Annotated in this window: 26 protein-coding genes and 1 tRNA gene; 18 read left to right on the plus strand and 9 right to left on the minus strand. The window is 66.7% G+C overall.

Going from position 1 to position 26,048, the window contains the following annotated elements:
- Positions 1 to 179 precede the first annotated feature (179 nt).
- Complete coding sequence (locus tag QQL87_RS09365) at positions 180 to 1,583, plus strand: GSCFA domain-containing protein (protein WP_284417146.1); 1,404 nt, start codon at positions 180 to 182, stop codon at positions 1,581 to 1,583.
- A 33-nt stretch (positions 1,584 to 1,616) separates the two neighbouring features.
- Here the strand turns inward: QQL87_RS09365 and QQL87_RS09370 are convergent, their stop codons facing one another.
- Positions 1,617 to 2,195: a hypothetical protein gene (locus tag QQL87_RS09370; RefSeq protein WP_284417147.1), complete on the minus strand. Its 579-nt coding sequence runs from the start codon at positions 2,193 to 2,195 to the stop codon at positions 1,617 to 1,619.
- A 433-nt stretch (positions 2,196 to 2,628) separates the two neighbouring features.
- On the opposite strand from QQL87_RS09370, the gene QQL87_RS09375 reads away from it, so the two are divergent.
- On the plus strand, positions 2,629 to 3,036 hold the full coding sequence (locus tag QQL87_RS09375) for a hypothetical protein (protein ID WP_284417148.1): 408 nt from the start codon (positions 2,629 to 2,631) through the stop codon (positions 3,034 to 3,036).
- Positions 3,037 to 3,112: 76 nt separating this feature from the next.
- On the opposite strand, the gene QQL87_RS09380 is transcribed toward QQL87_RS09375, so the two are convergent.
- Positions 3,113 to 4,153, minus strand: coding sequence for a polysaccharide deacetylase family protein (locus tag QQL87_RS09380; RefSeq protein WP_284417150.1), 1,041 nt, complete (start codon positions 4,151 to 4,153; stop codon positions 3,113 to 3,115).
- Positions 4,154 to 4,481: 328 nt separating this feature from the next.
- On the opposite strand from QQL87_RS09380, the gene QQL87_RS09385 reads away from it, so the two are divergent.
- Positions 4,482 to 4,769 (plus strand): hypothetical protein, encoded by a 288-nt coding sequence (locus QQL87_RS09385; RefSeq protein ID WP_284417151.1) that lies wholly within the window; start codon positions 4,482 to 4,484, stop codon positions 4,767 to 4,769.
- A 121-nt stretch (positions 4,770 to 4,890) separates the two neighbouring features.
- A complete protein-coding gene (locus QQL87_RS09390) occupies positions 4,891 to 5,106 on the plus strand; it encodes a cysteine rich repeat-containing protein (RefSeq protein ID WP_284417153.1) in 216 nt (71 codons plus the stop codon).
- A gap of 62 nt (positions 5,107 to 5,168) precedes the next feature.
- Here the strand turns inward: QQL87_RS09390 and QQL87_RS09395 are convergent, their stop codons facing one another.
- Entirely contained in the window at positions 5,169 to 6,851 is a 1,683-nt protein-coding gene (locus QQL87_RS09395) for an MFS transporter (RefSeq protein ID WP_284417154.1), read from the minus strand.
- 175 nt (positions 6,852 to 7,026) lie between these two features.
- On the opposite strand from QQL87_RS09395, the gene QQL87_RS09400 reads away from it, so the two are divergent.
- The 5 genes from QQL87_RS09400 (at position 7,027) to QQL87_RS09420 (ending at position 12,624) form a co-directional block, all read left to right on the plus strand.
- A complete protein-coding gene (locus QQL87_RS09400; RefSeq protein ID WP_284417155.1) occupies positions 7,027 to 8,397 on the plus strand; it encodes a hydrolase in 1,371 nt (456 codons plus the stop codon).
- 174 nt (positions 8,398 to 8,571) lie between these two features.
- Positions 8,572 to 9,969 carry a cytochrome P450 gene (locus QQL87_RS09405; RefSeq protein ID WP_284417156.1) on the plus strand — a complete coding sequence of 466 codons (1,398 nt, stop codon included), beginning with the start codon at positions 8,572 to 8,574 and terminating at the stop codon, positions 9,967 to 9,969.
- Positions 9,970 to 10,107: 138 nt separating this feature from the next.
- On the plus strand, positions 10,108 to 10,575 hold the full coding sequence (locus tag QQL87_RS09410) for a tellurite resistance TerB family protein (protein ID WP_284417157.1): 468 nt from the start codon (positions 10,108 to 10,110) through the stop codon (positions 10,573 to 10,575).
- Between the two features lie 212 nt (positions 10,576 to 10,787).
- Positions 10,788 to 11,567 (plus strand): SDR family NAD(P)-dependent oxidoreductase, encoded by a 780-nt coding sequence (locus tag QQL87_RS09415; RefSeq protein ID WP_284417158.1) that lies wholly within the window; start codon positions 10,788 to 10,790, stop codon positions 11,565 to 11,567.
- A gap of 253 nt (positions 11,568 to 11,820) precedes the next feature.
- Entirely contained in the window at positions 11,821 to 12,624 is an 804-nt protein-coding gene (locus QQL87_RS09420) for a glutamine amidotransferase (protein ID WP_284417159.1), read from the plus strand.
- Between the two features lie 132 nt (positions 12,625 to 12,756).
- Here the strand turns inward: QQL87_RS09420 and QQL87_RS09425 are convergent.
- A tRNA-Ala gene (locus QQL87_RS09425) sits at positions 12,757 to 12,832 on the minus strand.
- A 231-nt stretch (positions 12,833 to 13,063) separates the two neighbouring features.
- Here QQL87_RS09425 and QQL87_RS09430 point away from each other — a divergent pair.
- The 3 genes from QQL87_RS09430 (at position 13,064) to folD (ending at position 14,666) form a co-directional block, all read left to right on the plus strand.
- Entirely contained in the window at positions 13,064 to 13,354 is a 291-nt protein-coding gene (locus tag QQL87_RS09430; protein ID WP_284417163.1) for a YggT family protein, read from the plus strand.
- Between the two features lie 24 nt (positions 13,355 to 13,378).
- Complete coding sequence (locus QQL87_RS09435; RefSeq protein WP_284417164.1) at positions 13,379 to 13,711, plus strand: DUF167 domain-containing protein; 333 nt, start codon at positions 13,379 to 13,381, stop codon at positions 13,709 to 13,711.
- A 70-nt stretch (positions 13,712 to 13,781) separates the two neighbouring features.
- Entirely contained in the window at positions 13,782 to 14,666 is an 885-nt protein-coding gene (folD, locus tag QQL87_RS09440) for a bifunctional methylenetetrahydrofolate dehydrogenase/methenyltetrahydrofolate cyclohydrolase FolD (RefSeq protein ID WP_284417165.1), read from the plus strand.
- 123 nt (positions 14,667 to 14,789) lie between these two features.
- Here folD and ppa read toward each other — a convergent pair whose 3' ends face one another.
- Entirely contained in the window at positions 14,790 to 15,326 is a 537-nt protein-coding gene (ppa, locus tag QQL87_RS09445; RefSeq protein ID WP_284417167.1) for an inorganic diphosphatase, read from the minus strand.
- 173 nt (positions 15,327 to 15,499) lie between these two features.
- Positions 15,500 to 16,009, minus strand: a complete 510-nt coding sequence (locus tag QQL87_RS09450; RefSeq protein WP_008963902.1) for a GNAT family N-acetyltransferase — start codon at positions 16,007 to 16,009, stop codon at positions 15,500 to 15,502.
- Between the two features lie 239 nt (positions 16,010 to 16,248).
- Here QQL87_RS09450 and QQL87_RS09455 point away from each other — a divergent pair, with 239 nt between their 5' ends.
- The 6 genes from QQL87_RS09455 (at position 16,249) to QQL87_RS09480 (ending at position 21,480) form a co-directional block, all read left to right on the plus strand.
- The gene (locus tag QQL87_RS09455; protein WP_284417168.1) at positions 16,249 to 17,154 is read left to right on the plus strand and encodes an alpha/beta hydrolase family protein; all 906 of its coding nucleotides are present in this window, start codon (positions 16,249 to 16,251) and stop codon (positions 17,152 to 17,154) included.
- A gap of 9 nt (positions 17,155 to 17,163) precedes the next feature.
- A complete protein-coding gene (locus QQL87_RS09460) occupies positions 17,164 to 17,631 on the plus strand; it encodes a DUF2269 family protein (RefSeq protein WP_284417169.1) in 468 nt (155 codons plus the stop codon).
- A 10-nt stretch (positions 17,632 to 17,641) separates the two neighbouring features.
- Positions 17,642 to 18,970, plus strand: a complete 1,329-nt coding sequence (locus QQL87_RS09465) for an SDR family oxidoreductase (protein ID WP_284417170.1) — start codon at positions 17,642 to 17,644, stop codon at positions 18,968 to 18,970.
- Positions 18,970 to 19,392 carry a thiol-disulfide oxidoreductase DCC family protein gene (locus QQL87_RS09470; RefSeq protein ID WP_284417171.1) on the plus strand — a complete coding sequence of 141 codons (423 nt, stop codon included), beginning with the start codon at positions 18,970 to 18,972 and terminating at the stop codon, positions 19,390 to 19,392. Before QQL87_RS09465 ends, QQL87_RS09470 begins: the two co-directional genes overlap by 1 nt.
- A 218-nt stretch (positions 19,393 to 19,610) precedes the next feature.
- Complete coding sequence (locus tag QQL87_RS09475; RefSeq protein ID WP_349817259.1) at positions 19,611 to 20,585, plus strand: YeiH family protein; 975 nt, start codon at positions 19,611 to 19,613, stop codon at positions 20,583 to 20,585.
- A gap of 7 nt (positions 20,586 to 20,592) precedes the next feature.
- Positions 20,593 to 21,480, plus strand: a complete 888-nt coding sequence (locus QQL87_RS09480) for a LysR family transcriptional regulator (protein WP_284417174.1) — start codon at positions 20,593 to 20,595, stop codon at positions 21,478 to 21,480.
- 273 nt (positions 21,481 to 21,753) lie between these two features.
- Here QQL87_RS09480 and QQL87_RS09485 read toward each other — a convergent pair whose 3' ends face one another.
- The 3 genes from QQL87_RS09485 to QQL87_RS09495 form a co-directional block, all read right to left on the minus strand.
- Entirely contained in the window at positions 21,754 to 23,001 is a 1,248-nt protein-coding gene (locus tag QQL87_RS09485) for a flavin monoamine oxidase family protein (protein ID WP_284417175.1), read from the minus strand.
- A gap of 250 nt (positions 23,002 to 23,251) precedes the next feature.
- Positions 23,252 to 25,078, minus strand: a complete 1,827-nt coding sequence (gene typA / locus QQL87_RS09490) for a translational GTPase TypA (RefSeq protein ID WP_284417176.1) — start codon at positions 25,076 to 25,078, stop codon at positions 23,252 to 23,254.
- Between the two features lie 225 nt (positions 25,079 to 25,303).
- Positions 25,304 to 26,044: a hypothetical protein gene (locus QQL87_RS09495; protein WP_284417178.1), complete on the minus strand. Its 741-nt coding sequence runs from the start codon at positions 26,042 to 26,044 to the stop codon at positions 25,304 to 25,306.
- Positions 26,045 to 26,048 lie beyond the last annotated feature (4 nt).

A 26,048-nucleotide genomic window follows, 5' to 3' on the forward strand; every position in this document is an offset into this window, starting at 1 on the left:
TTGTCGGCTGCGCTCGGGCGTACGCCAGCGGCCGTGCCGGTGGCGATCAGGATCCAGTTGTCATGGTCGAGATGTCCCACGCGCGGGCTGGAGCGTCCGCGTGAGCGACGCGTCGCGCCCTGCAACCGGACTGGCGCAGCTCCTGGAAACGCAGCGCGAGACGAAGGCGAACCCGCGACATGAGCAACACTGCCCTCGACAGTCACACCCAGTTCCAATCCATCGTCGGCCAGATCAGGACGCTCGCCTACAAATATATCGAGGACAAGGACTTCGTCAGCGCCCAGCTCGCGTTCCAGAAGCTGCTCGAGCTCGAGCCCAAGGACATCAACGCCCGCTTCATCTATGCGCAGCTGATCGACGACGGCTCGCACAAGAAGCGCGCCGAGGCGCGCGACATGATGCTCGCGATCCTCGACGAGCATCCCGAGATCTTCGACGATCCCAGCGAAGGCAATCTGCATCTGATCCGCAGCGCCGCGGTGCGCTGCAGCCATGTCGGACCGTTCACCCGCTCGATGGACCTGTTCCGCAAGCTCGCGAGGGCCTCCAACCAGGCCGCCGACTATTTCTCGCTCAGCGAGATCCTGACCCAGAACAACGAGTTCGAGGAGGCGGTGGCCGCGCTCGAAAAGGCGATCAAGCTCAATCCGGGCTACGACAACCCGATCAACCGCGAGACGATCGAGCTCGCGCGCTCGAACGCCAGGAAGGGCAAGGTCAAGGAGGCCAAGGGCCGCGCCAAGGTCGGCCGCTATCCGGAGACCAAGGACTTCCTCGGCGACCTGCAGACGCTGATCACCAGCCATATCGCCGTGAACCTCGCCAGCGCGCCGAAATTCCTCGACAAGAGCACGCGCTTCTTCACGATGGGCTCGTGCTTCGCGCGCAACCTCTCCAAGAGCCTCAACGACAGCGGCTACAACAGCCACCACATGGAGATCTCGGAGTACATCAACACGACCTTCGCCAATCGCGTGTTTGTCGACTGGCTGCGCGACGCCACGATCGATCCGGAGATCCGCGAGCGCATCGTCGAGCTGCTGCCGCCGGGATCGAGCAAGGAGAACACGCTCGCCGTCATCAAGCAGGCCGACGTCTTCATCCTGACGCTCGGCGTCGCCGCCGCCTTCTTCGACCGCGAGACCGGCGCCTTCGTTCTGCCGCGGCCGACCGCGCTGAACTCACGGGCGCTGGCCGAGAAGTACAAGTTCCGTACCGCGAGCGTGCAGGAGAACGTCGACAATGTGCGCTATCTGATCGACTTCGTCAGAAGCATCCGGCCGGGCATCAAGGTGATCGTCACCGTGTCGCCGGTGCCGCTGCTGACCTCGTTCGAATATGAATCGGTGGTCCAGGCCGACTGCCTGTCGAAGAGCACGATGCGGCTGGTCGCGCACGAGGTGGTCAACAATTCGAACCTTGAGGACATCTGGTACTGGCCGTCCTTCGAGGTGTTCCGCTGGGGCGGCTCGAATGCGTCGAGCTTCTTCGCGGCCGATGACGGCGCCGCCTGGCACGTCTCGGAAGACAAGGTGTCGGCGACGGTACGCGCCTTCGTGCAGACCTTCTCGCCGGCCTGACCGCACGACCGAGGATAGGCTGGAACGGCGGCCTCAGGGCAGCCGCTTCTTCCAGAGACGGATGATCAGGATGCCGGCCTGGGCATAGCCCGGCGGCGAGCTCTCGGCACCGAATGGCGTCTTCGAATAGAGCGAGCTGGAGATCATGAAGCCGCCGACATAGGGCTCCGGCAGTCCCGACATCACCAGGAAGCAGCGGTGGGTCAGGATGCCGTCCTCCGGCATGTTGCCGCGCACCAGCCGGCAATCGCCGATGCCGGTGAACGTGATGCCGTTGAACTGTCCCTCGGTGTAGGTGCCGAGCAGCGTCGGATCCATCGCCTGGCCGATGCACACCCGCATGTCGCCGATGCTCTTGTCGGTGGTGCCGGTCATGCGGCCATCGGACGTGTGCACGCTGACGGAATGGACCGACAGCTGATCCTCCAGCGCCGGCGCGAAACCGGTCTTGGTCGGCGAGCAGAAATCGGACGGCACCACCCGGCCGCGCCGCATGCTGCGCAGGACATAGATCTCCTCGACCTCGTTCTCGCCGCTCTGTGCGCGTCCCGGGCCGTCACTGGCCAGCAGCGTGGCCGCCACCAGCGCCATCGCAATCATTCCCCGGCGCATGCGTCCATCCTCTCCCCCGATTCGCCCAGGCTTCCTATCGGATTCGGCGAACTTTCTGAACCTCACCAACGAATGGGACGTATACATACAATCATACCTCAACCTTTGGTCGTTCCGCTGACATGGAACACCTCGACGTGACGGTATTGTGGTAGCAAACGCGGATGAGCGGCGTTGACGCGCGTCATGCGCATGGGCCGCAATCGAACAATGTCCGGATATCCGGCGGGCCCGTCCCCGAGCTGCCGCCGTCCTGAACTGAAGTCGCTGCAAGCGCGAAAAGGTTCTGAGAAAAATGGTGCGTCGGTGCGCAATCAAGTGCACGGCGATCCGGCTCCATCCGCCGATTGCAGCAGCCAGCGTGACCGGCATCACATCGGACGATCACACCCCGGTTTAAACCTCCTCCCAGTCAACGAGGGGAGCTTTCAAGATGCGCAAAATGATCCTGATCGGAGCCATGGTGCTCGTATCCGCCACGGTCGCGCAGGCCCAGGGGACGCGCAGCCTGTCGCTGTCGTCGAGCGACACGGCAGCGCCACCGGCGCCGCGCCCGGCCTATGTCCAGCAGGCCGGCGAAGTCACCGTCACGCCCGCTCCGGTGCCGACGGTTGCAGCGCCGGTGCAGCCGGCTGCGCAACCGGTCGCGCCGGCGGCAGCCGCCGCGCCGGCCGCAGCGCAGCCCGCCGCCGCCGCTGCCACGCCCGCGGCCGAGCCGACCGGCGCGGCGCCCAGATCGTCGCGGCGTTCGACATCGGCCCGCGCGTCCAAGCCGCGGGGAAAGAGCTGGACCGAAGCCCGCATCGTTCGCGAGCTGCACCGCCACGGCATCTATTGGTGAGCCGTCGGCGACGGACGAGAAACGAAAAGGCCGGGCGACTGCCCGGCCTTCGCGTATCGTCACCCGACAGCGGGCATCACTGCGCGACGGTCTGGATCACGCTGGAGATCGGCCGCGCATTGGTCATCGTGGTCGGCAGCTTCGGATCCTGGCCGATCATCGCGTCATATTCCGGCAGCGTGTCGAGCGTGCCCTTCGGCCGCATCGCGACGACCTTGAAGCCGCCGGCCTTCAGCCGCCGCAGCAGGGTCGGCAGCGCGAGCGCCGTGTTCTTCTGGAAGTCGTGCATCAGGATGATGCCCTTGCCCTTCTTGTCGAGCCCGGTCATGACAGTGTTGACGACCTGATCGGCATCCTTGGAGCGGAAGTCGAAGCTGTCGACATCGCAGGAGAACATCGCGATGTTGCGGCTGCCGAGATAGGCCACGGCCGACGGCCGGTGCTGCAGCTGCGGGAAGCGGAAGAACGGCGCCGGGTTGGCGCCCAGCGCGAACTTGACCGCGCTGAAGCCCTTCTCGAGCTCCTCCTTGGCCATCTCATCGGTCATCTTCTTGCCGTTGAGATTGGCGTGCGACCAGGTGTGCACGCCGACCACATGACCGGCCGCCGCGACCAGCCGCAGGATCTCCGGGTGATAGGTCGCGTGCTTGCCGATCGAGAAGAAGATGCCGGTGGTGCACTCGTCGGCCAGCGCCTTCAGCACCGCCGGCGTGTTGCCCGGCCACGGGCCGTCATCGAAGGTCAGCACCACCTCGCGGTCGGCCAGGAAGTCGAACTGCTTGAAATGGTCGAGGCCGAAGCCGGGACCGCCCGATGTGTCGACCACGACGGTGCGGGAGATGCCAAGCGCATCCGGATTGGCGCAGGTCGATTTCGGCTGCACCGGCGCGGCGGCGGACGCGGCCGGCTTCGCCGGCACGGTGCCGGTATACTCGACATCGTCCTTGGCGCCCTTGGCGGCGACCTTGGTGGGCGGCGGTGTGAGCTCGGACGGTTTCGCCGCGGCGCTCTGCGCGGCGGCCTTTGCGGCGCTCGGCTTCGAAACCCAATACCAGACACCGGTGATCGCCAGCGCCGCGACGACGGTGGCCAGCAGCAAGCCTAACGCATTACGCATGGTTACTCTTCCCGAAAACGCGAGACACGCAATTGGCGGACACGACGGTATCCGCCGCCTTCAATTGACTGCCAGTATTGCCAACGAACCGTTAACGCGGTCCCAACACGGCCGAGATCGGCGAACATTTCCAGGACGATGCGCGCGCCAAACCGGGATTTCACCGGAGCGACATGTCGCCGCGGCCACGGGCTGCGCGACGCGCGCGGGCCGGGGTTGAACGGGCCGATCTGGCGTGACCCGCATCACTGTTGCTAGAGAGCGATCCGGCCATGATGGACGCATTGAACACGGGGCCCGCGAGATGCGGAGCCGATGGGAGCCAGCCATGACGAAGTCCTTCAATCTTCTCCGCAACGCCGTCCTGACGGCCATCGGCGTCGCCGCCATCTCGACCTTCGCGTCGAGCGCCAGCTTCGCCTTCAGCGCCGAGGCGCAGCAGATGTGCACCGGCGACGCCTTCCGGCTGTGCAGCAGCGAGATCCCGAACATCCCGGCGATCACCGCCTGCATGATCAAGAACCGCTCCTCGCTCAGCACCGGATGCCGCACCGTGCTCGACAAGGAAGTCACCCGGCGCGGCGGCAAGGTCGCCGAGGCGGGCGACGCCAACTGAGGGCCACGGCTGTCTCGGCTCCCTTCTTCGCGCCCCGGCTGCGACCGAGGCGCTTGCGAGGCCCGGTTGTGACCACTAAAAGCGCGGCCAGCCCTTCACTGCCGGGAGCGAGGCGTCGGTCATGAGCAAATTCTTGGTGGTCATTCCCCTGGTCCTGATGGCGTCGGCAGCCTCGGCCCAGCAGCAGCCCGGCCAGGATGCGTGCGCGCGCGACGTGTCGCGGCATTGCCGCGCGGTGATGAACAACGGCGACCAGGCCGTGCTGGCCTGCCTCAAGGAGCACCGCGCCAAGCTGTCGAAGGCCTGCGACAAGGTGCTGACCGACCACGGCCAGTGAGCCGCGATCCCACCTGAGAACGAGCGCCGCTAGCCGGCGCGAAGAACGCCGTGAATCGCCGCCTACGGCCCGCTGCGGGCCGCTGACGCCACCGCGGGCGCCTGCTCGGCGGTGCGGTCGACGTCATCCTTGGCGCGGACCGAGCCGAACGGCCGCTCCAGCATGCGGCGGATGCGCACCGGGTCCTGGCCGATGTGAAAATCGATCGCGCGCTGGTGCAGCTCGCGCTCGGCCCGCGTCGAGCGGTTGCGCTGGCGCAGATAATCGATCCAGGTCGGGCAATGATAGCGCTCGGTCCACAGTTCCGGATCGGCGATGTCGCGCGCGATCGACCAGCCATAGGCGCCGTTGCGCTGTCGGCTGAGCTGCACGTCCTGCATGAGGTCGTGGAAGGCGCGGGCGTTGTCCTCGGCAACGCGATACTCGATCTCGACCACCAGCGGCCCGGAGCGCGGCGTCAGCTCGAGCTGCACCTCCGGGTCGGCCAGCGTCTCGCCATCCTCGTTGCGGGCACCGATCGGCGGCATCCGCAGCCACAGGCCGAGTAGCGGCGAGACCATCATCAGCGCACCGGAGACCAGCAGCGCGACCTCGACGCCGGCGGCGTCGGTGAGACGGCCCCAGCCCCAGCTGCCGATGGCGATGCCGCCGGAGATCGCGGCCTGGAAGGCGGCCAGCGCGCGGCCCGCGACCCAGCGCGGCGCCGACAGCTGCACGCCGATGTTGAACAGCGCGACCGCGAGCATCCACACCGCACCGGCAACGACCAGCGCGGCCGCGGTCAGTACCGGCTCCGTGCTGAGCGCGACGGCCGCCGTCGCGGCGCCCAATGTCAGTGCGCAGGTGCGGATCGCGGCCTCGCCGGACAGCCGCTTCCTGATCTCGCCGATGTTGAGCGCGCCGACCACGGCGCCCATCCCGAACGCGCCGAGCATGATGCCGTAGGTCTGCGCGCCGCCATGCAAGAGGTCGCGCGCGACCAGCGGCATCAGCGCCGAGATCGAACCGCCGATGAGGCCGGTGACGAGCGTGCGGATGAGGACGATGCGGATCGACGGCGAATGGATGATGTAGCGGACGCCCGATACCATGGCGCGATTGAGCGGCTCGCGCGGCAGCCGGCTCGGCTCGACCATGCGCCGCCACAGGAACAGCGCGGCCAGCAGCGGCAGATACAGCAGCGTATTCGCGGCAAAGGCTGCGACTGCTCCGGCAGCAGCGACGATGACGCCGCCGATGGCCGGGCCGAAGCTGCGCGCGATGTTGTAGCTGATGCCGTTCAGCGCGACCGCGGCGGGCAGCGTCTCCGGCGGCACCTGTTCGCTGACGGAGGACTGCCAGGCCGGGCCCATCAGCGCCATGCCGCTGCCGACCACGAAGCAGAGCGCGAGCAGGCGCTCGGGCGTCACGAGACCGAGCCATGCCAACGCCGTCAGCGTCCCGGCGCCCGCGAGTGACACGACCAGCGCAGCCAGCGCGACGATGCGCCGGTCATACATGTCGGCAATGGCGCCGGCCGGCATCGAGATCAGCATGATCGGCAGCATCAAGGCGGTCTGCACCAGCGCCACCTTGTCGGCCGACGCGGTCATCTGCGTCATCGACCAGGCGGCACCGACGGCCTGGATCAGAAGACCGAGATTGGAGAGCAGGCTCGCCAGCCAGATGCGGCGGAACACGGCATGACGCAGTGGGGCAGCAATGCTTTCCGCCGCGAACAGCTCCCGTTTATGCGGCGCATTCATGCAGGTCCGTCCATGTCGGCGAGTCGCAGTGAGCTCTGTCGCATTGAACTATCGCTTGATTCCGCCCGGACGTATGTGATGCCTGCGAATGTCCGCCGCTGTCCAGTGCTCCATTTCGGGATCCTGGACCGCGGCCAACGAACACGAAATGAAAAAGACGAAAGGGAGATTGCCGATGAAGTTGACGCGCCGCACCATGCTGCAGAGCCTGGGAACCCTGCCCCTGCTGACGAGCGGTCTGACCTTACCTGCATCGGCGCAAATGGCGGCCCCTGCATCGGCGGGGGAGATGCCGCCGGTTTTGTTCGTGCACGGCAATGGCGACCACGCCGCGCTCTGGATGACGACGCTGTGGCGGATGGAATCCAACGGCGTGCCGCGCGCGCGCCTCGCCGCGTTGAACTTCACCGATCCGCTCGCCCGCAATGACGATGCCGTGGCGCAGCCGAACCGCTCGTCGACCGAGGATCAGCGCCGCGAGCTCGCTGACGCGATCAAGGCGCTCAAGGAGCGCACGGGCGCTGCGCGCGTCGCGCTGGTCGGCAGCTCGCGCGGCGGCAATGCGATTCGCAATGTGGTGAAGAATGGCGGCGGCGCCGATGTCAGCCATGCGGTGCTGTGCGGCACGCCCAATCATGGCGTGTTCGACTGGGACGACGGCCCTGGCAACGAGTTCAACGGCCGCGGCCCGTTCCTGCGCGGCCTGAACAGCGGCGACAGCGAGGTGACTGCAGGCACCGCATTTCTGACGCTGCGCAGCGACGGGCTCGACAAATATGCGCAAGCAGACGGCCGGCTGGTCGGCAAGCCCGGCGTGCCCACCGGCATCACCGCCGAAGGGCCGGCGCTGAAGGGCGCGACCAATCTCGTGATCGGCGCCCTCGATCATCGTGAGGTGGCGTTTCATCCGCGCGCGTTCCGCGAGATCTACAAATTCATCGCCGGCCGCGAGCCTGCCTTCATCGCGATCCAGCCGGAACGTGAGGTGCGCCTCAGCGGTCTCGTCACGGGAACGCCGGACGGCGCGCCGACCAATCGGCCCGTGGCCGGCGCGACCGTGGAGGTCTATCGCGTCTCCGGCGAGACCGGCGAACGCAATGGCGAGCCGCTCTATCGCGGCCAGACCAGCGCGGACGGACGCTGGGGTCCTGCCGAGATCGATCCGACCTCTTATATCGAGATCGTGCTGACATCGCCGGGTGCGCCGATCACGCATTTTTACCGCTCGCCGTTTCCGCGCTCGTCGGACGTCGTGCATCTGCGCGCGGCGCGGCCCCTGGGACAGGCGGACGCAGGCGCCGGCGCCATCGTCATCATGTCCCGGCCGCGCGGCTATTTCGGCCTGCCGCGCGACAATGTGCTGCTCGACGGCAAGGAACCCGCCGACATACAGAAGGGAGTACCTACGGACGCAACGACGACATTGCGGCTGCCGGCAGGCGACATCGGACGAACCGTCATCGGACTGTTCAATGAGGAACGCATCGCCGCCCGTCTTTGGCCTGCATCAGAAAGTAGGATTGCGATGATCGAGCTGACTAATTAGTTACTGGAGTACGATGGTACGTCAGAAATCCCGGAGGACCCGACATCGGGTGCTCCCCGTCACGATGGCGGCCCGCGTCCAGGACAGGCTTCTGCTGGACGCGAGCCGAGCCGGGCCCGCATGTGAAGGCGGCAGCAACCGACATCTCTGCGCAATCCCATTGCGAGGACGTCCATGAGCACCGCCGAGATTCACTATCTGCCGCAGGCACGGGTCCCGCATTCAGTGGGACCCTTGATCCCGCCAATGCCGCCGCGCGCGCCGGACAGCATGGGCACACTGCGCCGCGTGCTGATGATGGGGCAGAACGCGATCGCCACCTGGAGCCAGCGTGCCTATGAGGATGAAATCATCCGCGGCCGCTTCCTCGGCAGTTCCAGCTACATCCTCAACACGCCCGAGACGATCAAGCATGTGCTGGTCGACAATTGGGAGAATTATGCCCGCACCGTCGGCGCGATTCGCGTGCTGCGTCCGGTGCTCGGTGAAGGCCTGCTGATCGCCGAGGGCAGAGCGTGGAAGCACCAGCGCCGCACCCTGGCGCCGGCCTTCACGCCGCGCGCGGTCGCCGGTCTCATTCCGCACATGATCGCGGTGACCGACGAGACCGTCGAGCGGCTGCGGCAGCAGTGCGGGCAACCGCTCGATCTCCGCGAGATCATGCAGCGGATGACGCTCGACATCGCCGGTCGTACGATGTTCTCGTTCGAGATGGGCCGCCACGGCACGACGTTACGCGACTTCGTCTACGAGTATGGCGAGCGGCTGGCGGCGCCGCATCTGCTCGACATCGTCCTGCCGCTGTCCTGGCCGACGCCGCGCGATTTTGCCCGTCGCCGCTTCCGCAAGCGCTGGACCGATTTCATCGGCACGCTGATGGCCGAGCGCCGTGCGGCCGGCAAGCTGGAGGATGCACCGCCGCGCGACCTGTTCGACCTGATGGGTGCTGCGCGCGATCCCGAGACCGGCGCGGCCTTCACCGATGCGCAGCTCGCCGACGAGGTCGCGACCATGATCCTCGCCGGTCATGAAACCACGGCCACGGCGCTGTTCTGGGCGCTCTATCTGATCGCGCTCGATCCGGCCAATCAGGAGAAGCTCGCGCAGGAGGTCCGCGCCGCGACCGATCTCGGCAATCCGGATCAGCTGCCGTTCACGCGCGCCGTCATCGACGAGACCGTGCGGCTGTATCCGCCCGCCTTCCTGATTGCGCGCGCCGCCAGCGCGCCGGACCAGATCGCGGAGTTCCAGGTCAAGCGCGGCGACGTGGTGCTGATCTCGCCATGGCTGCTGCACCGTCACGAGAAGCTGTGGCCCGCGCCCAACGCCTTCATGCCGGAACGCTTCATGCCGGGCGCGGTGCCGCCGGAGCGCTTCGCCTATCTGCCGTTCGGGGCCGGCGCGCGCGTCTGCATCGGCGCGCATTTCGCGCTTGTCGAGGCGGTGCTGGCGCTGGCCGGCCTGGTCGGCGCCTTCCGGATCGAGGTCGTCGACCGGGCGCCGGTGATGCCCATCGGCGTGGTGACGACCCAGCCCGACCGCTCGCCGCAGTTCAGAATCACGCCGCGTTGAGCGGCGGCGACGCCCGTCGCTGCACTTTACCGAAATGTCATGCGCTCCGAGCGATTCGGCGGATTGCCGGATTCGACACCGGTTCGCATATTGAGCGAGCGGGCCGGCTGAGGACCCGGAAGACCAGCGAAGGACGCCATGCTCGAAGGACTGCGCCAATTCATCGCCGACGTCGTTTCGCCGCAGCAGACGCCGGCCTTCGACGACAACGGCTATCAGCTCGCCGCGACCGCGCTGCTGATCCACGTGATCTCGCTGGACGGTGAGCCGAGCAAGATTGAGCAGCGCAAGCTGCACAGCCTGATCGAGCTGCGCTTCGGGCTGGATCCAGGCAGCGCCGACCGGCTGATCGCCCAGGCTATGCTGGCCGAGGGCGATGCCGTCGATCTCTACCGCTTCACCAGCGTGATCATGCGCGAGGTCGACGAGGCCGGGCGGCTGCGCATCGTCGAAATGATGTGGGAGCTGGTCTATGCCGACGGCAAGGTGACCGAATTCGAGGACAATGTGGTCTGGCGCGCCTCGGAGCTGCTCGGGATCTCGACGCCGGACCGGATCGACCTCAAGCAACGGGTCGCAGCCCGCCGGTCGGCGACCCCCGCCTGAGCCCGCGCTCGAGCGCGGCCTGGAACCCGAGATGAACAAACTTTAATTTTGTTTCGGGCAACCCTCGTTCCGGTAAACCCATGTGAATCCGAGGCTATTGCGTCGATCGGACGCTCCGCCGCATTTTGCGGCGGCTTGCATGTTCCCTGCTGCCTATGCTCTCGTCCGCCGCAATCGGCTGATGTTCGGAATGTGATCGAAGAGCAGGAATCGTGGGTGAACGTGTCACGCTCGTAACCGGTGCGTCGTCGGGAATCGGGACCGAACTGGCCCGGATATTCGCGGCGAACGGACACCGTTTGGCGCTGACGGCGCGGCGCGAGGACCGTCTGGCGGCGCTTGCGCAGGAAATTGCCGCCAAGGGCGGACCGGCGCCGATCGTCATCCCCTGCGATCTCACCGCGCCCGATGCCGGCGCGACCATCGAGGCCGCCTTGGCGGCCGCCGGGGTCGAGCTGGAATATCTCGTCAACAATGCGGGCTTCGGCCTGTTCGGCAAGGCCGTGAACCTCGACCGCGCCGAGCAGCTCGACATGATCGCGGTGAATGTGCGCGCGCTGACCGAGCTGTCGCTGCGGTTCTCTGATCAGCTGATCCGCAACAAGGGCGGCATCCTCAACCTGGGCTCGGTCGCTGGCTTCCTTCCGGGGCCCGGCATGGCGGTCTATTACGCCTCCAAGGCCTATGTCATCTCGTTCACCGAGGCGCTGCGCAAGGAGCTGGCGCCACAGGGTGTGCGGGTCACGGTGCTGTGCCCGGGGCCGGTGCCGTCGGAATTCCAGGACCGCGCCGGCTTCAAGCCGGGTGTGGATTCGGTGATCCTCAACGTGCCGCCAAAGGCGGTGGCCGAAGCCGGCTATCGCGGCCTGATGGCCGACAAGCGGGTCGTGCTGCCCGGCATCGGCATCAAGATCGTGCCGTTCATGCTGCGCTGGTTCCCGCGCGGCTTTATCCTCGCTGCGGTCGGACGGCTGCAGCTCAAGCGGACCTGACCAAAGCCAGCGTCCCCGATCTGACATGGACGCCAGAATGTCTGGCGTTCTGTCGACGTGACTGTCGGATCGACATTCGCGGGATATTTTTCGTTTTCTTTTTTTGTTTGCGCCGGCGTCCTTCGTCTCTTGCGAGACTGTTCGCCGCAAATTCCTTGCTGGGGATGAAGTCGGGACACTGGCCCGGTGCTTGCTTTGCAAGGTGGACTTGCTCACGCGCCGTTAACCTTCGCTTAGCTATGATCGTCAGGTGATGCTCAGGCCCAACCCTTCGCTGCAACCGAACGGGACCGCCCAGGCGGACGTTCGGCCCATCCATCCGAAGCCGTCGGCTGTGCCGCGACGGCCGGTGCTCATCATCCTGCATCAGGAAACCTCGAGCCCGGGCCGAATCGGCAATGCGCTGCGTGGGCGCGGCTATCCGCTCGACATCCGCCGGCCGCGCTTCGGTGACCCGTTGCCGGAGACGCTCGATGGGCATTCGGGTGCCGTTATTTTCGGCGGCCCGATGAGCGCCAACGATCCGGACGACTTCGTCCGGCGCGAGGTCGATTGGATCGAGGTGCCGCTGCGCGAGCAACGTCCCTTCCTCGGGATCTGCCTGGGCGCGCAGATGCTCGCGATCCAGCTTGGCGCCAAGGTGGCGCCGCATCCGCTGGGGCGCGCCGAGATCGGCTACTATCCGATCCGGCCGACGCAGACGGGGAAGAAGCTTTGCCCGCATTGGCCCGATCACGTCTACCACTGGCACCGCGAGGGCTTCGACCTGCCCTCAGGCGCCGACCTGCTAGCCGAGGGCGGCGACTTTCCGGTCCAGGCCTATCAATACGAGAATGCTACCGGGCTGCAGTTCCACCCCGACGTCACCTACGCGATGATGTGCCGCTGGACCACGCGCGGGCATGCCCGGCTGGACACGCCGGGTGCCCGGCCCCGTCATCACCATTTCGAGGGCCGCGCCGTGCATGATGCAGCGGAGCGGGCATGGCTGGCGCATTTTCTGGATGGCTGGCTGACGCGCGAGCCGGCGGCGGCGATGGCGGAAGCGGCGGAGTAGACCGCGGTTTCTTCAGGCGATTGCTTGGGAGTTCTGAACAGCCCGGCTTCGCCAGGTGGCTACGCCGGGTACCACGCTTCGCCCTTCGAGCTTTAGCGCGGCTGTGCCACGCGGTGCCCGAAGGGCGAAGCGTGGTGGAGCCAGGCGGGATCGAACCGCCGACCTCGTCATTGCGAACGACGCGCTCTCCCAGCTGAGCTATGGCCCCAAGTCACTCAGATACGTCACGACGACAAGTCACGACGGCTTGGTCGCGCACGGCCACGCGAGATTGGGAAGGCGGCCGGCGGATCGGGCGCCATTTACAGTCGGTGCCCAGGTCAAGTCAAGAACGCTCACATCGCCTGTTAGCCTTGACGGGCGGCTTCCCTTGTTTGCGCGGGGGGGAACCGATATCTACCGGACCGACGCTCCCATCCGCCGCGGACAAGTTGAGCCTATGCAGCCCATCGTCATCGTTCTGATCCTTGTCATCCAGTTCTACAGATACCTTCTGATCGCGGCGGCAATCTTCTCGTGGCTGGTGGCCTTCGACGTCGTCAACATGCGCAGCCGGGCGGTCGCGACCATCGGTGATTTCCTGTACCGAATCACCGAGCCGGCACTCGGCCCGATCAGGCGCCGTCTGCCCAATCTGGGTGGGCTCGACATCTCCCCGATCATCCTGTTCTTCCTTCTGCTGCTGATCGAGATGTATCTGGAGCGCTACGTTCTTCCGTTCGTTCCGTAGGCCTGGATCCGGCGGCAATAGCCGATGCCATGGCGCCCGACGTCTGACGGCCTCGCGGTCGCCCTGCGCGTGACCCCGCGCGGCGGGCGCGACGCCATCGACGGCATCGAGACGCTGTCCGACGGCCGCCGCGTGCTCAAGGTGCGGGTGCGCGCCATCGCCGATGGCGGCGAGGCGAATCGCGCCGTGACCGAGCTGCTCGCCAAGGCGCTCGGCGTGACCAAGGCATCGGTGCGAATCACCTCCGGCGCGACGTCGCGGCTGAAGCAGGTCGCAATCGACGGCGAGCCGTCCCGGCTCGATCAGGCCTTGCGCGACCTCATTGCGGCAGCCCATAAGCCCAGCGGAAAATCCTAGAGCGGGTCGGCAAGCCGGCGGCGATTGTCTGGGCGTGACCTGTGGTGAACGACGAGGCGGAGGACCAGACATGACGGCGCGCATCATCGATGGAAAAATCATCGCAGCCGACCTGCGGACGCAGGTGGCGCGCGAGGTCGAGCGGGTCAAACGCGACCACGGTCTGACGCCTGGCCTCGCCGTGGTGCTGGTCGGCAACGACCCCGCTTCCGAGGTCTATGTCCGCAGCAAGCACACCCAGACCCAGGCCGCCGGCATGGCCTCGTTCGAGCACAAGCTGCCCGCCGACGTGGCGCAGGACGACCTGCTGGCGCTGGTTGCAAAGCTCAACAAGGACCCGGCGGTGCATGGCATCCTGGTGCAGCTGCCGCTGCCGAAGGGGCTCGAGACCGAGGTCGTGATCAACGCGATCGATCCGGCCAAGGATGTCGACGGGCTGCATCCGCACAATGCCGGCCGGCTCGCCGGCGGCCAGCCGGCGCTGGCGCCGTGCACCCCGCTCGGCTGCATCATCCTGAGCAAGACCGTGCACGGCTCGCTGGAGGGCCTGAACGCGATCGTGATCGGCCGCTCCAACCTGGTCGGCCGCCCCTTGGTGCAACTGCTCCTGAACGAGAACGCCACAGTGACGATCGCGCATTCGCGCTCGCGCGACCTCGCCGCGCTGACCGCGCGCGCGGATCTCGTCTATGCCGCCGTCGGCCGTCCGGAGATGGTGAAGCGCGACTGGATCAAGCCCGGCGCGACCGTGATCGATGTCGGCATCAACCGCATCCCGACGGCCGAGGGCAAGACCAGGCTGGTCGGCGATGTCGCCTATGCCGAGGTCGCCGAGGTCGCCGGCGCGATCACGCCGGTGCCCGGCGGCGTCGGCCAGATGACGGTGGCGTGCCTGCTGGTGAACACCCTGCGCGCCGCCTGCGCCATCGCCGGGCTGCCGAAGCCGGCGGTCTAGGCCTCGGCGTCCTTCCGGGGCGATCAGCAGCATCGAACTCAGGTGCGCAGTTGCGCACCCGCGAATCTCGAGAGTCCGGGTTCAACCGCCGCGCGGCTGAACCCGGAATGACGTCCTTCGTTGTTACTTCTTCGCCGCGTTGGCGCGCGCGATGCCCTCGGCGATCAGCTGATGGGCGTCGTCGGCACTGCCCCAGCGCAGCACCTTGACCCACTTGCCGGGCTCGAGATCCTTGTAGTGCTCGAAGAAGTGCTGGATCTGCTGCAGCGTGATCTCCGGCAGGTCGCTGTAGCTGCGCACCTTGTCGTAGCGCTGGGTGAGCTTCGACGACGGCACCGCGATGATCTTCTCATCGCCGCCCGCCTCGTCTTCCATGATCAGCACACCGACGGGACGGACGCTCATGACCGCGCCCGGCACGATCGCGCGGGTGTTGGCGACCAGCACGTCGCAGGGATCGCCGTCGTTCGACAGCGTGTGCGGGATGAAGCCGTAATTGCCGGGATAGCGCATCGCCGTGTAGAGGAAGCGATCGACAAACAGCGTGCCGGCTTCCTTGTCCAGCTCGTACTTGATCGGCTCGCCGCCGACCGGCACTTCGATGACGACGTTGACCTCGCGCGGCGGATCTTTCCCGATCGGGATGGCGTCGATGCGCATGGATGCTCCGTTGAACTTGAACGTTTGAGGGTCGGACGCTCGCCAGATGAGCGCTCGCATTCGCAGTCGCAAAAAAATCGCGACTGCGCAACAGCAACCTCAATCCCAGATCTTCAGTTCAATTCGCCGACGCGTTAACGCTTAACGCGCCCAGAGCTCAGTCGAAGCCGGACTCAGTTGGTCCAGGCGAAGGCGACCTTGTCGAGCGACTTCGGACCGAAGCGCTCCGACGACCGTGCGACCATGCGGCCACCCAAGGCACGGTAGAACTCGGTGGCGGGGTCGTTGTCGGACAACGCCCACACCACCATGCTCTTCAGGCCGCTCTGCGCGAGATCGCGCTTGGCGGCCTGGAAGAGCCGGCGACCGAACCCCAGCCCCTGAAATTCCGGTCGCAGATAAAGCTCGTAGACTTCACCGTCGAAGTGCAGGCTGCGGGCGCGATTGCGGCCGTAGTTGGCGTAGCCTGCCACCTTGTCGTTGAACACCAGCACGCTGACGCGGCTGCCTTTGCGGATCGCGCTGTCCCACCATTGGGGGCCGCGCCGGTTGATCAGCTTCTCAAGTTCAGCACCAGGGATGATCCCCTGGTAGGCGGAACGCCAAGCTTCATCGTGGGCTGACGCCACCGCAGCCGCATCTGCAGCCTTGGCCGGACGGACTTCGATCAGGGTTGTGCTCATGACCGGATCAAAGCAAGTCGGCGGTCCGCCTTCAAGGTGCCACGTTAAAGATCGGTTAACCTGTGGACTTTCGGCATCACAGTGGCGGAAACCTGTGCCGAAAAGGGACAATTTCGCAACAATGTTGAGAGTCGACGGTGCTTAATAACCGTCAGCGCCCGTCTGTGCGGAAAACTGCAGCTTCCGGGTCGCACCGTCGGCTAATCTCGCGCCGATCGGAAATCTTCCCGCCGAGCTCAATGCTGCTGCTTCGCTGCGTCTCATGGTTGCTCGCCCTCGCCGTCCTGTCGGGACCCCGCGCAGGGGCGCAGACGTTCGGCCCGATCGCGCCCGAGGGCGAGCCGGCCCGGCAGCAGCAATGGCTGGTGCCGTCCACCGAGCCTGGACTTCCCGCACATGCGCTGTTGTATCGGCCCGCCGGCGACGGACCATTTCCGCTGGCCTTGATTGCTCACTCCTCCACGCAGAATGCGCTGCGCCGTGCGCAGATGCCGCAGCCGAGCTACACGGCGCTGGCGCGCGAACTGGTCGCGCGCGGCTATGCCGTGCTGGTCCCGGAGCGGCTCGGGCATGGCCGCACCGGCGGGCCCTATGTCGAAGACCAGGGCGGCTGCGGTGACGCGAACTACGAAGTCGCAGGACGCGCGACCGCTGCGCAGATTTTGCGCGCGCTGACCTTCATGCGCGAACAGCCTTTCACGACGAAGAAGGCCGCTCTCGTCATCGGACATTCCGCCGGTGGCTGGGGCGCGCTGGCGCTTGCCGACCAGTCGCAACTCGTCACGCGGATCATCGTGTTTGCTCCGGGTCGCGGCGGTCACGCTGACGATGCGCCCAGGCGCGTCTGCGCCGAACCCCGCCTGCGCGAGGTGGCCCATGTCTTTGGACGCAGCGCGCGCGTGCCCGTGACCTGGCTGGTCGCGGCCAATGACAGCTACTTCCCACCAGCGTTGTCGCGGCAACTCGCCGATGCTTTCACATCGGCCGGCGGCCGTGTCAATTTCGACGTGCTACCATCCTATGGTGATGAGGGTCACTGGCTGATCGAGCGCGATGACGGTGTGATGCTTGCGTCCGACGCGCTGGCACGCGCGATCGCCGTGCCGAGGGCGCCGCGATCAACACGTCTGACGTTGCCGAACTAGCAGGATGCGATGACGCTGTACTTCCTCGTCAAATATCTGCACGTGCTCGGTGCCATCGTCATCCTCGGCACCGGCACGGGGATCGCGTTCTTCATGCTGATGGCGCATCTCAGCGGCGAGGCCGCGTTCATCGCGCGCACGGCCCGCGTCGTGGTGATCGCGGACATGCTGTTCACGCTGTCGGCGGTGCTGCTGCAGCCGATCACGGGCGGCACCCTGATGTGGCTATCGTCGACGGCCGTCACCGACGGCTGGCTGCTCACCTCGCTCGCGCTCTACGCCATCGCCGGCCTGTTCTGGGTGCCCGTGATCTTCATGCAGATCGAGCTGCGCGACCTCGCGCGTGCCGCCGACACGAACTCACACCCCTTGCCGCCACGCTATTTCACCGTCTTCCGCCGCTGGTTCCTGTGCGGCATCCCCGGCTTCGGCGCGGTCATGGCCATTCTCTGGCTGATGATCGCAAAGCCGTTCTGACGAGAAGCGCATGATCACGCCGACCACCTCCCGCATCCTCGTGCTCGGCGCCTCCGGGCTGATCGGACGCTTCGTCACCGATGATCTGCGCCGGCGCGGCTTTGCGGCGATCGGCGTCGCGCGCGCGTTCTCCGCGTCACAGCTGATATCGCCTGTCGACATCGAGCTGCCGATCATGGCGCTCGATGCCACGGGCCTGGCGGGGCTGATGCGCGTGCATGAGATCGATGTCGTCGTCAACTGCCTCGGCGTGCTGCAGGATGGTCCCGGCAGCAACACCGATGCCGTGCATCGCGAATTCGTCGCGCGGCTGCTCGCCGCGATCGCGGCCTGCGGCCGCAGCGTCCGCTTCATTCACATCTCGATCCCCGGGACCGCCGATGAGGATCATACCGCCTTCGCCACCACCAAGCGCGAGGCGGAACGGCTGATTGCATCGTCGGGAATTCCCCACGCGATCCTGCGTCCGGGTTTCGTCATCGCGCCGTCGGCCTATGGCGGCAGCGCGATGATGCGTGCGCTCGCGGCATTCCCGATCGATCTGCCGGCCAAGGATGCCGCGACGCCGTTCCAGCCGGTGGCCGTGGCGGACATCGCCGCGACCATCGCCTGGCTCGCCGCGCGGCCGATCGATGACGAGGCGACGCGCGCGGTGAGCTGGGACCTGATGCAGTCAGAGGCCCTGACGCTCGGCGACGTCATCGGCGCGTTCCGCCGCAGCTTTGGCACAACGGATTGGCCGCGCCTCCCGATATCAGCGCTGCTGGTCGATCTCGGCGCTCTCGCCGGCGACCTCTCCAGCCGGCTCGGCTGGATGCCGCCGATGCGCAGCACGGCCATCGCCGAGCTTCGTCGCGGCGTGCGCGGCGATCCCGCGCCGTGGATCGCGGCGACCGGTATCACGCCGACGACGCTGGACGAGGCCGTTGGCTTGCACGGCGCGTCCATCCAGGACAAATGGTTCGCTCGGCTGTTCCTCATCAAGGCGCTGATGATCGCCAGCCTCGTGCTGTTCTGGGTCGCATCGGGCAGCATCGCGCTGTTCATCTCGTTCCCCGCCACCACGGCGATCCTGACCACGCGCGGCTGGCCGGAGGGCTTTGCTGTTCCGTTCGCGGCGATCACCAGCATGATGGACATATCTGTCGGCATGTTGATCGCTTTCCGCAAAACGGCGGCCTTCGGCCTTGCTGCCGGCATCTTCGTCTCGCTCGGCTACATGCTCGGCTGTGCCGTGCTGTCGCCCGACCTCTGGCTCGAGCCGCTCGGCGCGCTGGTGAAGACAGGACCTGCGATCGTGCTGATGCTGGTCGCCCTGCTCATGATGGACAATCGCTGATGACCGAACTGACGACGAGCTGGCCCGACGATGACGTGATCCTCTATGACGGCGTCTGCGTGTTCTGCTCACGCTGGGTGCAGTTCGTGATCGCGCGCGACACCGCCAGGCGCTTTCGCTTCACGCCGATCCAATCACCCTATGGCACACGGCTGGCGCAGGCGTTCGGCATCGATCCCCGGGAGCCCGACACCAACGCGGTCGTGCACGGCGGAAGAGCGCATCTGAAATCCGATGCGGCCCTCACCGTGCTGTCGAACCTGCCGGGCTGGGGCTGGACGCGGGCGCTGTTCACGGTGCCCAAGCCGTTGCGCAATGCCGTCTACAGCGTCATCGCCCGCAACCGCTATCGCATCTTCGGCAAATACGAACAGTGCTTCGTGCCGGACGCCGAGCTGCGCCGCCGGGTGCTCGAACAGTAGCCGGGAGCCTCCACAGGCCCATCGACAATCAATCGATTGAAACGAATGAAATATCCGATATAATTCGTTGGATCGATTGATATGAGCATGAAATTCTCCTCCTGACCACTGAGTTGGGAGAGTTTTTCATGGCTACCCAGTCGCCCGATCTGGCCGCCGATGCACCCGTTACCCTTCGTCATGGATATGTCTCGGCGCCGGCAAGTGTCGCGCCGCTGCTGCCTGGGCTCGCGCTGTCGGCCGCAATCGCAGCCGGCGCCTTTGGGCTGCGGCTGCTGCCGGGGCTCGGCCTGTTCAGCCCGATGATCCTGGCGATCGTGGCGGGCATGGCGCTGCACAACATCGTCGGCACGCCGGCACGGGCCAAGCCCGGTGTCACCTTCGCGATGCGCCGCGTGCTCAGGGTCGCGATCATCCTGCTCGGGCTGCAGCTGACGACCAGCCAGATCGTCGCGGTCGGCGTGCGCGGGCTTGGCGTGATCGCGCTGAGCCTGGCCGGCACCTTCCTGTTCACGGTGTGGATGGGGCGTTGGCTCGGCGTCGACCGCAAGCTGGCCGAGCTGATTGCCGCGGGCACCTCGATCTGCGGCGCCTCAGCCGTGATCGCGACCAACACCGTGACGCGCGCACCCGACGAGGACGTCGCCTATGCGGTCGCCTGCGTCACCGTGTTCGGCTCGATCGCGATGTTCGCCTATCCGCTGCTTCCCGCGCTGCTGCATCTCGACGCCCATGCCTTCGGGCTGTGGAGCGGCGCCTCGATCCACGAGATCGCGCAGGTGGTCGCGGCGGCCTTCCAGGAGGGCCAGCAGGCGGGCGAGTTCGGCACCGTCGCCAAGCTGGCGCGCGTGATGCTGCTGGCCCCGGTGGTGATTACGCTGGGCCTGCTGGCGGCGCGCCGCGCCCGCCACAGCGGTGAGGGTCAAATGAACGCGCAGCCGCCGCTGCCCTGGTTCGTGCTCGGCTTCATCGTGCTGGTCGGCATCAACAGCCTCATCACCGTGCCGGCCGAGGCGAAGACCGCGATCGTGGCCGTGACAAGCTTCCTGCTTTCGATGGCGCTCGCCGCGATGGGGCTTGAGACGGATTTCGCCAAGCTGAAAGCGAAGGGCCTGCGGCCGCTGGCGCTGGGCCTGGCAGCCTTCCTGTTCATCGCGGGCTTCAGCCTGACGCTTGTGAAACTCATCACATAGGACCGCCGTGACGCTCGAGCAGCTCAGGATCTTCGTTGCGGTCGCGACCCGGGAGCATGTCACCCAGGCGGCGCGCGAGCTCAACCTGACCCAGTCGGCGACATCGGCCGCCGTGGCGGCGCTCGAGGCGCGCTACCAGACCAAACTGTTCGACCGCGTCGGCCGCCGCATCGTTCTGACCGCCGCCGGCAAGGCGTTCCTGGTCGAAGCCAGGGCGGTGCTGGCGCGCGCGGCCGCCGCCGAGACCGTGCTGGACGATCTCGCCAGCCTGAAGCGCGGGCAGCTGTCGCTGGCGGCGAGCCAGACCATCGCGGGCTACTGGCTGCCGGCCATCATTCATCGCTTCAACGCCGCGCACCCGGCGATCAAGCTGCAGCTGTCGATCGGCAACACCGAGCAGGTCGCAACCGCCGTGCGCGAGGGAGCGGCGGATCTCGGCTTCGTCGAGGGCGACGTCGACGATCCCGCGCTGGCCGCGCAAGCCGTGGCGGAAGACGAGATGGTGCTGGTCGGGCCGACCGATCATTTGCTGTGCCGCGGAGCGACCGTCACGGCCGCGGATCTGAGATCGGCGCGCTGGGTGCTGCGCGAGCAGGGCTCCGGCACGCGTGCGGTGTTCGAGGCGGCGCTCGGCCGATTCGGCATCACCCCTGCCGAGCTTGATGTCGTGTTCGACCTGCCATCCAACGAGGCCGTGCGCGGCGCCGTCGAGGCCGGCGCCGGCGTCACGGTGCTGTCGCGCCTGGTGGTGATGCGGGCCGTGAAGGCGGGTCTGTTGGCAGTCGCCAATCTGGACTTGCCCAAGCGGCACTTCTACAGCCTGCGGCATCGGGAGCATCACCAGACCCAGGCGGCGCGTGAGTTCTTGCGGATGGCGGGTGAGGACCGAAGCTGATGTGAGGCCCGCCCTCTTGAAGGGCGAAGCGAAGGCGGAGGGCGGCGCCTTGGGACGGCGACATCTCCGCGCCATGCGAACCGGGAGTGTAAGAATAGTAGGGTGGGCAAAGCGACGCCCGTCAGGCGGCGCGTGCCCACCATCGGCGCCGGCGAGGACGGCGGTGGGCACGTCGCGCGATACCCCTGTGCAAGCCGAGAAGGGCGAAGAGCGCGCCTTTGCCCACCCTACCCTGGGCAGTTAGCGCTTCGCTCGCAATGACGATGGGATGGACTAGCGCTTGCCCAGAGAAGACAGCGCTTCCCTCGCAGCCCGCTCGCCGCTGTCGCGGGCGCCGTGGGCGGTGGAGAAGAAATCCGAGGGTGTAGCTTCGCCGGCGAAGAACAGGCGGTCATCGACCGGGGCGGCCAGCACCGCGCGCTTGTCGGCGTGGCCGGGGCGCGCATGCGAATAGGCGCCGCGCGCGAACGGATCGGCGCCCCAGCGGGACTCGGCGAGCGGCTTCAGGCTGTTGCGGATATCGCTGCCGAGCAGCGCGACGACGTCGTCGATCGCCTGCGCCGCCAATGCGCCCTCGCCCGCCGCCTCGATCTCACGGGCAAAGCTGCCGCCATAGAAACCTTCGATGCAGGGCTGGCCGAACGGGCGCAGCTGGAAGCTGCCGACGCGCGCGGTGTGGCTGCGGCCGCGCATGCCGGAATCCTGCGGCAGGTGCGCCCAGCCGTCGAGCGCCAGCGTCACCTTGTTGTCGAGGCCGAGCGGCAGGCCGGCCGCGGCCTCGATCTTCGCAGGCAAGGCCGGCGTAAAGTGGATCGCCTCGTCGGCGATCAGGTTGGTCGGCACCGTCACGATGACCTTGTCGGCGGTCAGCGTGCCCTGCGAGGTCGTCAGGCGGATGCGCGTGTCGCTGTGATCGATCAGCGTCACGTTGCAATTCAGCGCGACCGGCAGGCCGACGCCATAGGCGGCCACCAGCGCACCATAGCCGCGGCGGACGCGCCAGTTCAGCTCGGTGTCCTCATAGGCCTCGAAGTCGAGCAGCGACATCTGGTCGAGCTCGCAGCCGTTGAGATAGGTGCAGATCGCATCGATCATGCCGTTCCAGCGATTGTCGGGCTCGAGACAGACGCTCGCCGGCGTATCGCGGCCGCTCTTCGCGGCCTCCGCGGTGCGCGTGAAGAACGCCTCCAGCGCGCCGAGAAACGCCTCGCGCTCGGCGCGCGGAAACGCCGCCTCATAGGCCTGATCGCGCCACGGCGGACGTGACTTGTCGATGGCGAAGGAAAGCTGCTCGGCGACGGCAACGAACGAGTTTCGGTCCGCCGAATGCAACCAGCCACAGCCGAGGTCGAAGGTCACCTCCGGCGCGGCCATGACGGTGTGCGCCCGCCCGCCGACGCGGTCTCGGGCTTCAAGGACGACGAAGGAGACGCCGCTGTCCTGCAGCGCGTGCGCCGCGCCGAGGCCGGCCGCGCCGGCCCCGATGATCGCGATGTCGATGGAGGATGGGAAACTGCTCATGAGGCGGCTGCGGCTCCTACAATGGAGGCCCGGCTATCACCTCACAACTGCTGTCATCACCCGCGAAAGCGGGTGATCCAGTACGCCGAGACGGGCGTGTGACCCCGAGGGGCTGCGGCGTACTGGATGCCCCGCCTGCGCGGGGCATGACGGCGGAGGGTGTCGAGACACTGTGCTCGACGACGAGCGGGGCATGACGAGAGCGGATGTTGCGCCACCACGCCCTGCCCCACTGCAGCGGTAGAGTGGCTTACGCCACCGCTTCCTTCTGCTTCTCGGCGCGCTTGCGCTCGTTCGGATCGAGGTGCTTCTTGCGCAGGCGGATCGACTTCGGCGTGATCTCCACCAGCTCGTCGTCCTCGATATAGGCCAGCGCCTTTTCCAGGGTCATCCGGATCGGCGGCGTCAGGCGGACGGCTTCGTCCTTCGACGTCGTGCGGATGTTGGTGAGCTGCTTGCCCTTCAACACGTTGATCTCGAGATCGTTGTCGCGGGTGTGCTCGCCGACGATCATGCCCTTGTAGACCTTCCAGCCGGGCTCGATCATCATCGGGCCGCGATCCTCCAGCTTGAACATGGCATAGGCCACTGCCTCGCCCTGGTCGTTGGAGATCAGGACGCCGTTGCGGCGGCCCTGGATCTGGCCCTTGTAGGGCAGGTAGTTGTGGAACAGGCGGTTCATGATCGCCGTGCCCTTGGTGTCGGTCATCAGCTCGCCCTGATAGCCGATCAGGCCGCGGGTCGGCGCGTAGAACACCAGCCGCAGACGATTGCCGCCGGACGGGCGCATCTCGATCAGCTCGGCCTTGCGCTCGCTCATCTTCTGCACGACGACGCCGGAATGCTCCTCGTCGACGTCGATCACGACCTCCTCGATCGGCTCTAGGGTCTGGCCCGTGACCTCGTCCTTCTCGAACACGACGCGGGGGCGCGACACCGACAGTTCGAAGCCCTCGCGACGCATGGTCTCGATCAGGATCGCGAGCTGCAATTCGCCGCGGCCGGACACTTCCATCGCGTCCTTGTCCTGGGACTCGACCACGCGCAGCGCAACGTTGCCCTCGGCCTCGCGCAGCAGTCGGTCGCGGATCAGGCGGCTGGTGACCTTGTCGCCCTCGGTGCCGGCGAGCGGCGAGTTGTTGACGATGAACGACATCGACACCGTCGGCGGATCGATCGGCTGCGCCTGGATCGGCGTCTCGACGCTCGGATCGCAGAAGGTGTCGGCCACGGTGCCCTTGGGCAGGCCGGCGATGGCGACGATGTCGCCGGCTTCCGCGATGTCGACCGGCTGGCGCTCGAGGCCGCGGAACGCCAGGATCTTGGAGATGCGGCCGGTTTCCACCAGCTTGCCGTCACGCGACAGCACCTTCACGGCCTGGTTCGGCTTGACGGTGCCGGACGCGATACGCCCGGTGATGATGCGGCCGAGATAGGGGTTGGCCTCGAGAATGGTGCCGAGCAGCCGGAACGGGCCTTCCTCGACCACCGGCGGCGCCACATGCTTGATGACGAGATCGAACAGCGGCTGCATGCCGTCCTCGTGGGAGGCGTCGGGCGAGGTCGCCATCCAGCCGTTCTTGCCCGACCCGTAGAGGATCGGAAAATCGAGCTGCTCGTCGGTGGCATCGAGAGCGGCGAACAGGTCGAACACCTCGTTGACGACTTCGGTGACGCGCGCGTCGGGCCGATCGACCTTGTTGATGGCAACGATCGGCTTCAGGCCGAGCTTGAGCGCCTTGCCGACCACGAATTTGGTCTGCGGCATCGGGCCTTCAGCGGCGTCGACCAGCACGATCACGCCGTCGACCATCGACAGGATGCGCTCGACCTCGCCGCCGAAATCGGCGTGGCCAGGGGTGTCGACGATGTTGATCTGGGTGTCTTTCCACTGCACCGAGGTGCACTTGGCCAGGATGGTGATGCCGCGCTCGCGCTCCAGGTCGTTGGAATCCATCGCGCGCTCAACCTGACGCTGGTTTTCGCGATAGGTACCGGACTGCTGCAGCAACTTGTCGACCAGGGTGGTCTTGCCGTGGTCGACGTGGGCGATGATGGCGATGTTACGGAGGTTCATGGTCGGTGTCTTCTAAGCTTTCTCAAGAGCCCGTGCTCTGTCCCCGGCGGGGCGCGCGCTTTATGATAGTCGAATCAAGCTGTTAGCTTTGCGACGCGCGCTCGCGAAACTCGTTCGGCGGCAGGGACCGGCAGCCCCAAATAGGAAGCCCGGCCAATGGACCGGGCAAACCCCACGCGTTGCGGCGCAATATAGGCAGAAAATGCCAAAAAACAATGACTGCTTTCAGGAGTCGGGAGCGGTTTCATCGGCGCGCCGGGGCGGGCGGGCCGTGACCAGCACGACGGCCCCGACCGCGCAGGCCAGAAGTCCCGCCAGCAGCGGCGGAGACAGCAGATCGTTGAACCAGACGATCCGGCTCAGCCCGTAGAGAACGACGTAGCTGCCGGGAATGAGCAGCATCAGCCCGGCCGGGATCATCAAGCCGGCAAGGCCGGCGGGACGCCGACGCAGCCACCACCTGGCGCCCATTCCGGCCGCACCGAGCACGAAGCCCGCGATCACCACGCCCTGGTCGTCGATGTCGTTGTAGGTCGCCAGGGCAATCGAGCCGAACACGAGCGCGTACAGTCCCGGCAGCAGCAGCGCGACGGCTGCAATTGCCATGACGGTCGTCGGCCAGCCGCTCGCCGGCAATAGCTTCGCGGTGGCCGGCCTCACGCCGCCCCGCACATGTCGGATCAGGACGGCGCCCGCGATCGCGGCGGACAGCCCAGCAAGGAAGAAGCCGAGATAGCCGCCCATCGTCCATGCATCGGCGATGGCGGCCTGGACGGCCACGTAAAGCCCCCAGCAGATCATCGCCAGGCCGGCGAGTTGCATGATGGACGTCAGACAGCCGCCGCCACCCGACGCCGCCGCGATCGGATCCGGCGCGCCTTCGGGCGGCCCTTTCCAGCGCTCCCGGGGCAGCGGCGGGCGTGCGGGATCGGGAGGATCCAGGCCAGGCTTATCCGACTGCATCATCGGC

It is taken from the genome of Bradyrhizobium sp. SSBR45G (assembly GCF_030159255.1).
Classification (GTDB): Bacteria; Pseudomonadota; Alphaproteobacteria; order Rhizobiales; family Xanthobacteraceae; genus Bradyrhizobium.

What these genes read in the sequence shown, in the direction of transcription:
- QQL87_RS09365 (WP_284417146.1), top strand. Translation starts at nt 180, where the DNA reads ATGAGCAACACTGCCCTCGACAGTCACACCCAGTTCCAATCCATCGTC.
- QQL87_RS09370 (WP_284417147.1), bottom strand. Translation starts at nt 2,195, where the DNA reads ATGCGCCGGGGAATGATTGCGATGGCGCTGGTGGCGGCCACGCTGCTG.
- QQL87_RS09375 (WP_284417148.1), top strand. Translation starts at nt 2,629, where the DNA reads ATGCGCAAAATGATCCTGATCGGAGCCATGGTGCTCGTATCCGCCACG.
- QQL87_RS09380 (WP_284417150.1), bottom strand. Translation starts at nt 4,153, where the DNA reads ATGCGTAATGCGTTAGGCTTGCTGCTGGCCACCGTCGTCGCGGCGCTG.
- QQL87_RS09385 (WP_284417151.1), top strand. Translation starts at nt 4,482, where the DNA reads ATGACGAAGTCCTTCAATCTTCTCCGCAACGCCGTCCTGACGGCCATC.
- QQL87_RS09390 (WP_284417153.1), top strand. Translation starts at nt 4,891, where the DNA reads ATGAGCAAATTCTTGGTGGTCATTCCCCTGGTCCTGATGGCGTCGGCA.
- QQL87_RS09395 (WP_284417154.1), bottom strand. Translation starts at nt 6,851, where the DNA reads ATGAATGCGCCGCATAAACGGGAGCTGTTCGCGGCGGAAAGCATTGCT.
- QQL87_RS09400 (WP_284417155.1), top strand. Translation starts at nt 7,027, where the DNA reads ATGAAGTTGACGCGCCGCACCATGCTGCAGAGCCTGGGAACCCTGCCC.
- QQL87_RS09405 (WP_284417156.1), top strand. Translation starts at nt 8,572, where the DNA reads ATGAGCACCGCCGAGATTCACTATCTGCCGCAGGCACGGGTCCCGCAT.
- QQL87_RS09410 (WP_284417157.1), top strand. Translation starts at nt 10,108, where the DNA reads ATGCTCGAAGGACTGCGCCAATTCATCGCCGACGTCGTTTCGCCGCAG.
- QQL87_RS09420 (WP_284417159.1), top strand. Translation starts at nt 11,821, where the DNA reads ATGCTCAGGCCCAACCCTTCGCTGCAACCGAACGGGACCGCCCAGGCG.
- QQL87_RS09430 (WP_284417163.1), top strand. Translation starts at nt 13,064, where the DNA reads ATGCAGCCCATCGTCATCGTTCTGATCCTTGTCATCCAGTTCTACAGA.
- QQL87_RS09435 (WP_284417164.1), top strand. Translation starts at nt 13,379, where the DNA reads ATGCCATGGCGCCCGACGTCTGACGGCCTCGCGGTCGCCCTGCGCGTG.
- folD (WP_284417165.1), top strand. Translation starts at nt 13,782, where the DNA reads ATGACGGCGCGCATCATCGATGGAAAAATCATCGCAGCCGACCTGCGG.
- ppa (WP_284417167.1), bottom strand. Translation starts at nt 15,326, where the DNA reads ATGCGCATCGACGCCATCCCGATCGGGAAAGATCCGCCGCGCGAGGTC.
- QQL87_RS09450 (WP_008963902.1), bottom strand. Translation starts at nt 16,009, where the DNA reads ATGAGCACAACCCTGATCGAAGTCCGTCCGGCCAAGGCTGCAGATGCG.
- QQL87_RS09455 (WP_284417168.1), top strand. Translation starts at nt 16,249, where the DNA reads ATGCTGCTGCTTCGCTGCGTCTCATGGTTGCTCGCCCTCGCCGTCCTG.
- QQL87_RS09460 (WP_284417169.1), top strand. Translation starts at nt 17,164, where the DNA reads ATGACGCTGTACTTCCTCGTCAAATATCTGCACGTGCTCGGTGCCATC.
- QQL87_RS09465 (WP_284417170.1), top strand. Translation starts at nt 17,642, where the DNA reads ATGATCACGCCGACCACCTCCCGCATCCTCGTGCTCGGCGCCTCCGGG.
- QQL87_RS09470 (WP_284417171.1), top strand. Translation starts at nt 18,970, where the DNA reads ATGACCGAACTGACGACGAGCTGGCCCGACGATGACGTGATCCTCTAT.
- QQL87_RS09485 (WP_284417175.1), bottom strand. Translation starts at nt 23,001, where the DNA reads ATGAGCAGTTTCCCATCCTCCATCGACATCGCGATCATCGGGGCCGGC.
- typA (WP_284417176.1), bottom strand. Translation starts at nt 25,078, where the DNA reads ATGAACCTCCGTAACATCGCCATCATCGCCCACGTCGACCACGGCAAG.
- QQL87_RS09495 (WP_284417178.1), bottom strand. Translation starts at nt 26,044, where the DNA reads ATGATGCAGTCGGATAAGCCTGGCCTGGATCCTCCCGATCCCGCACGC.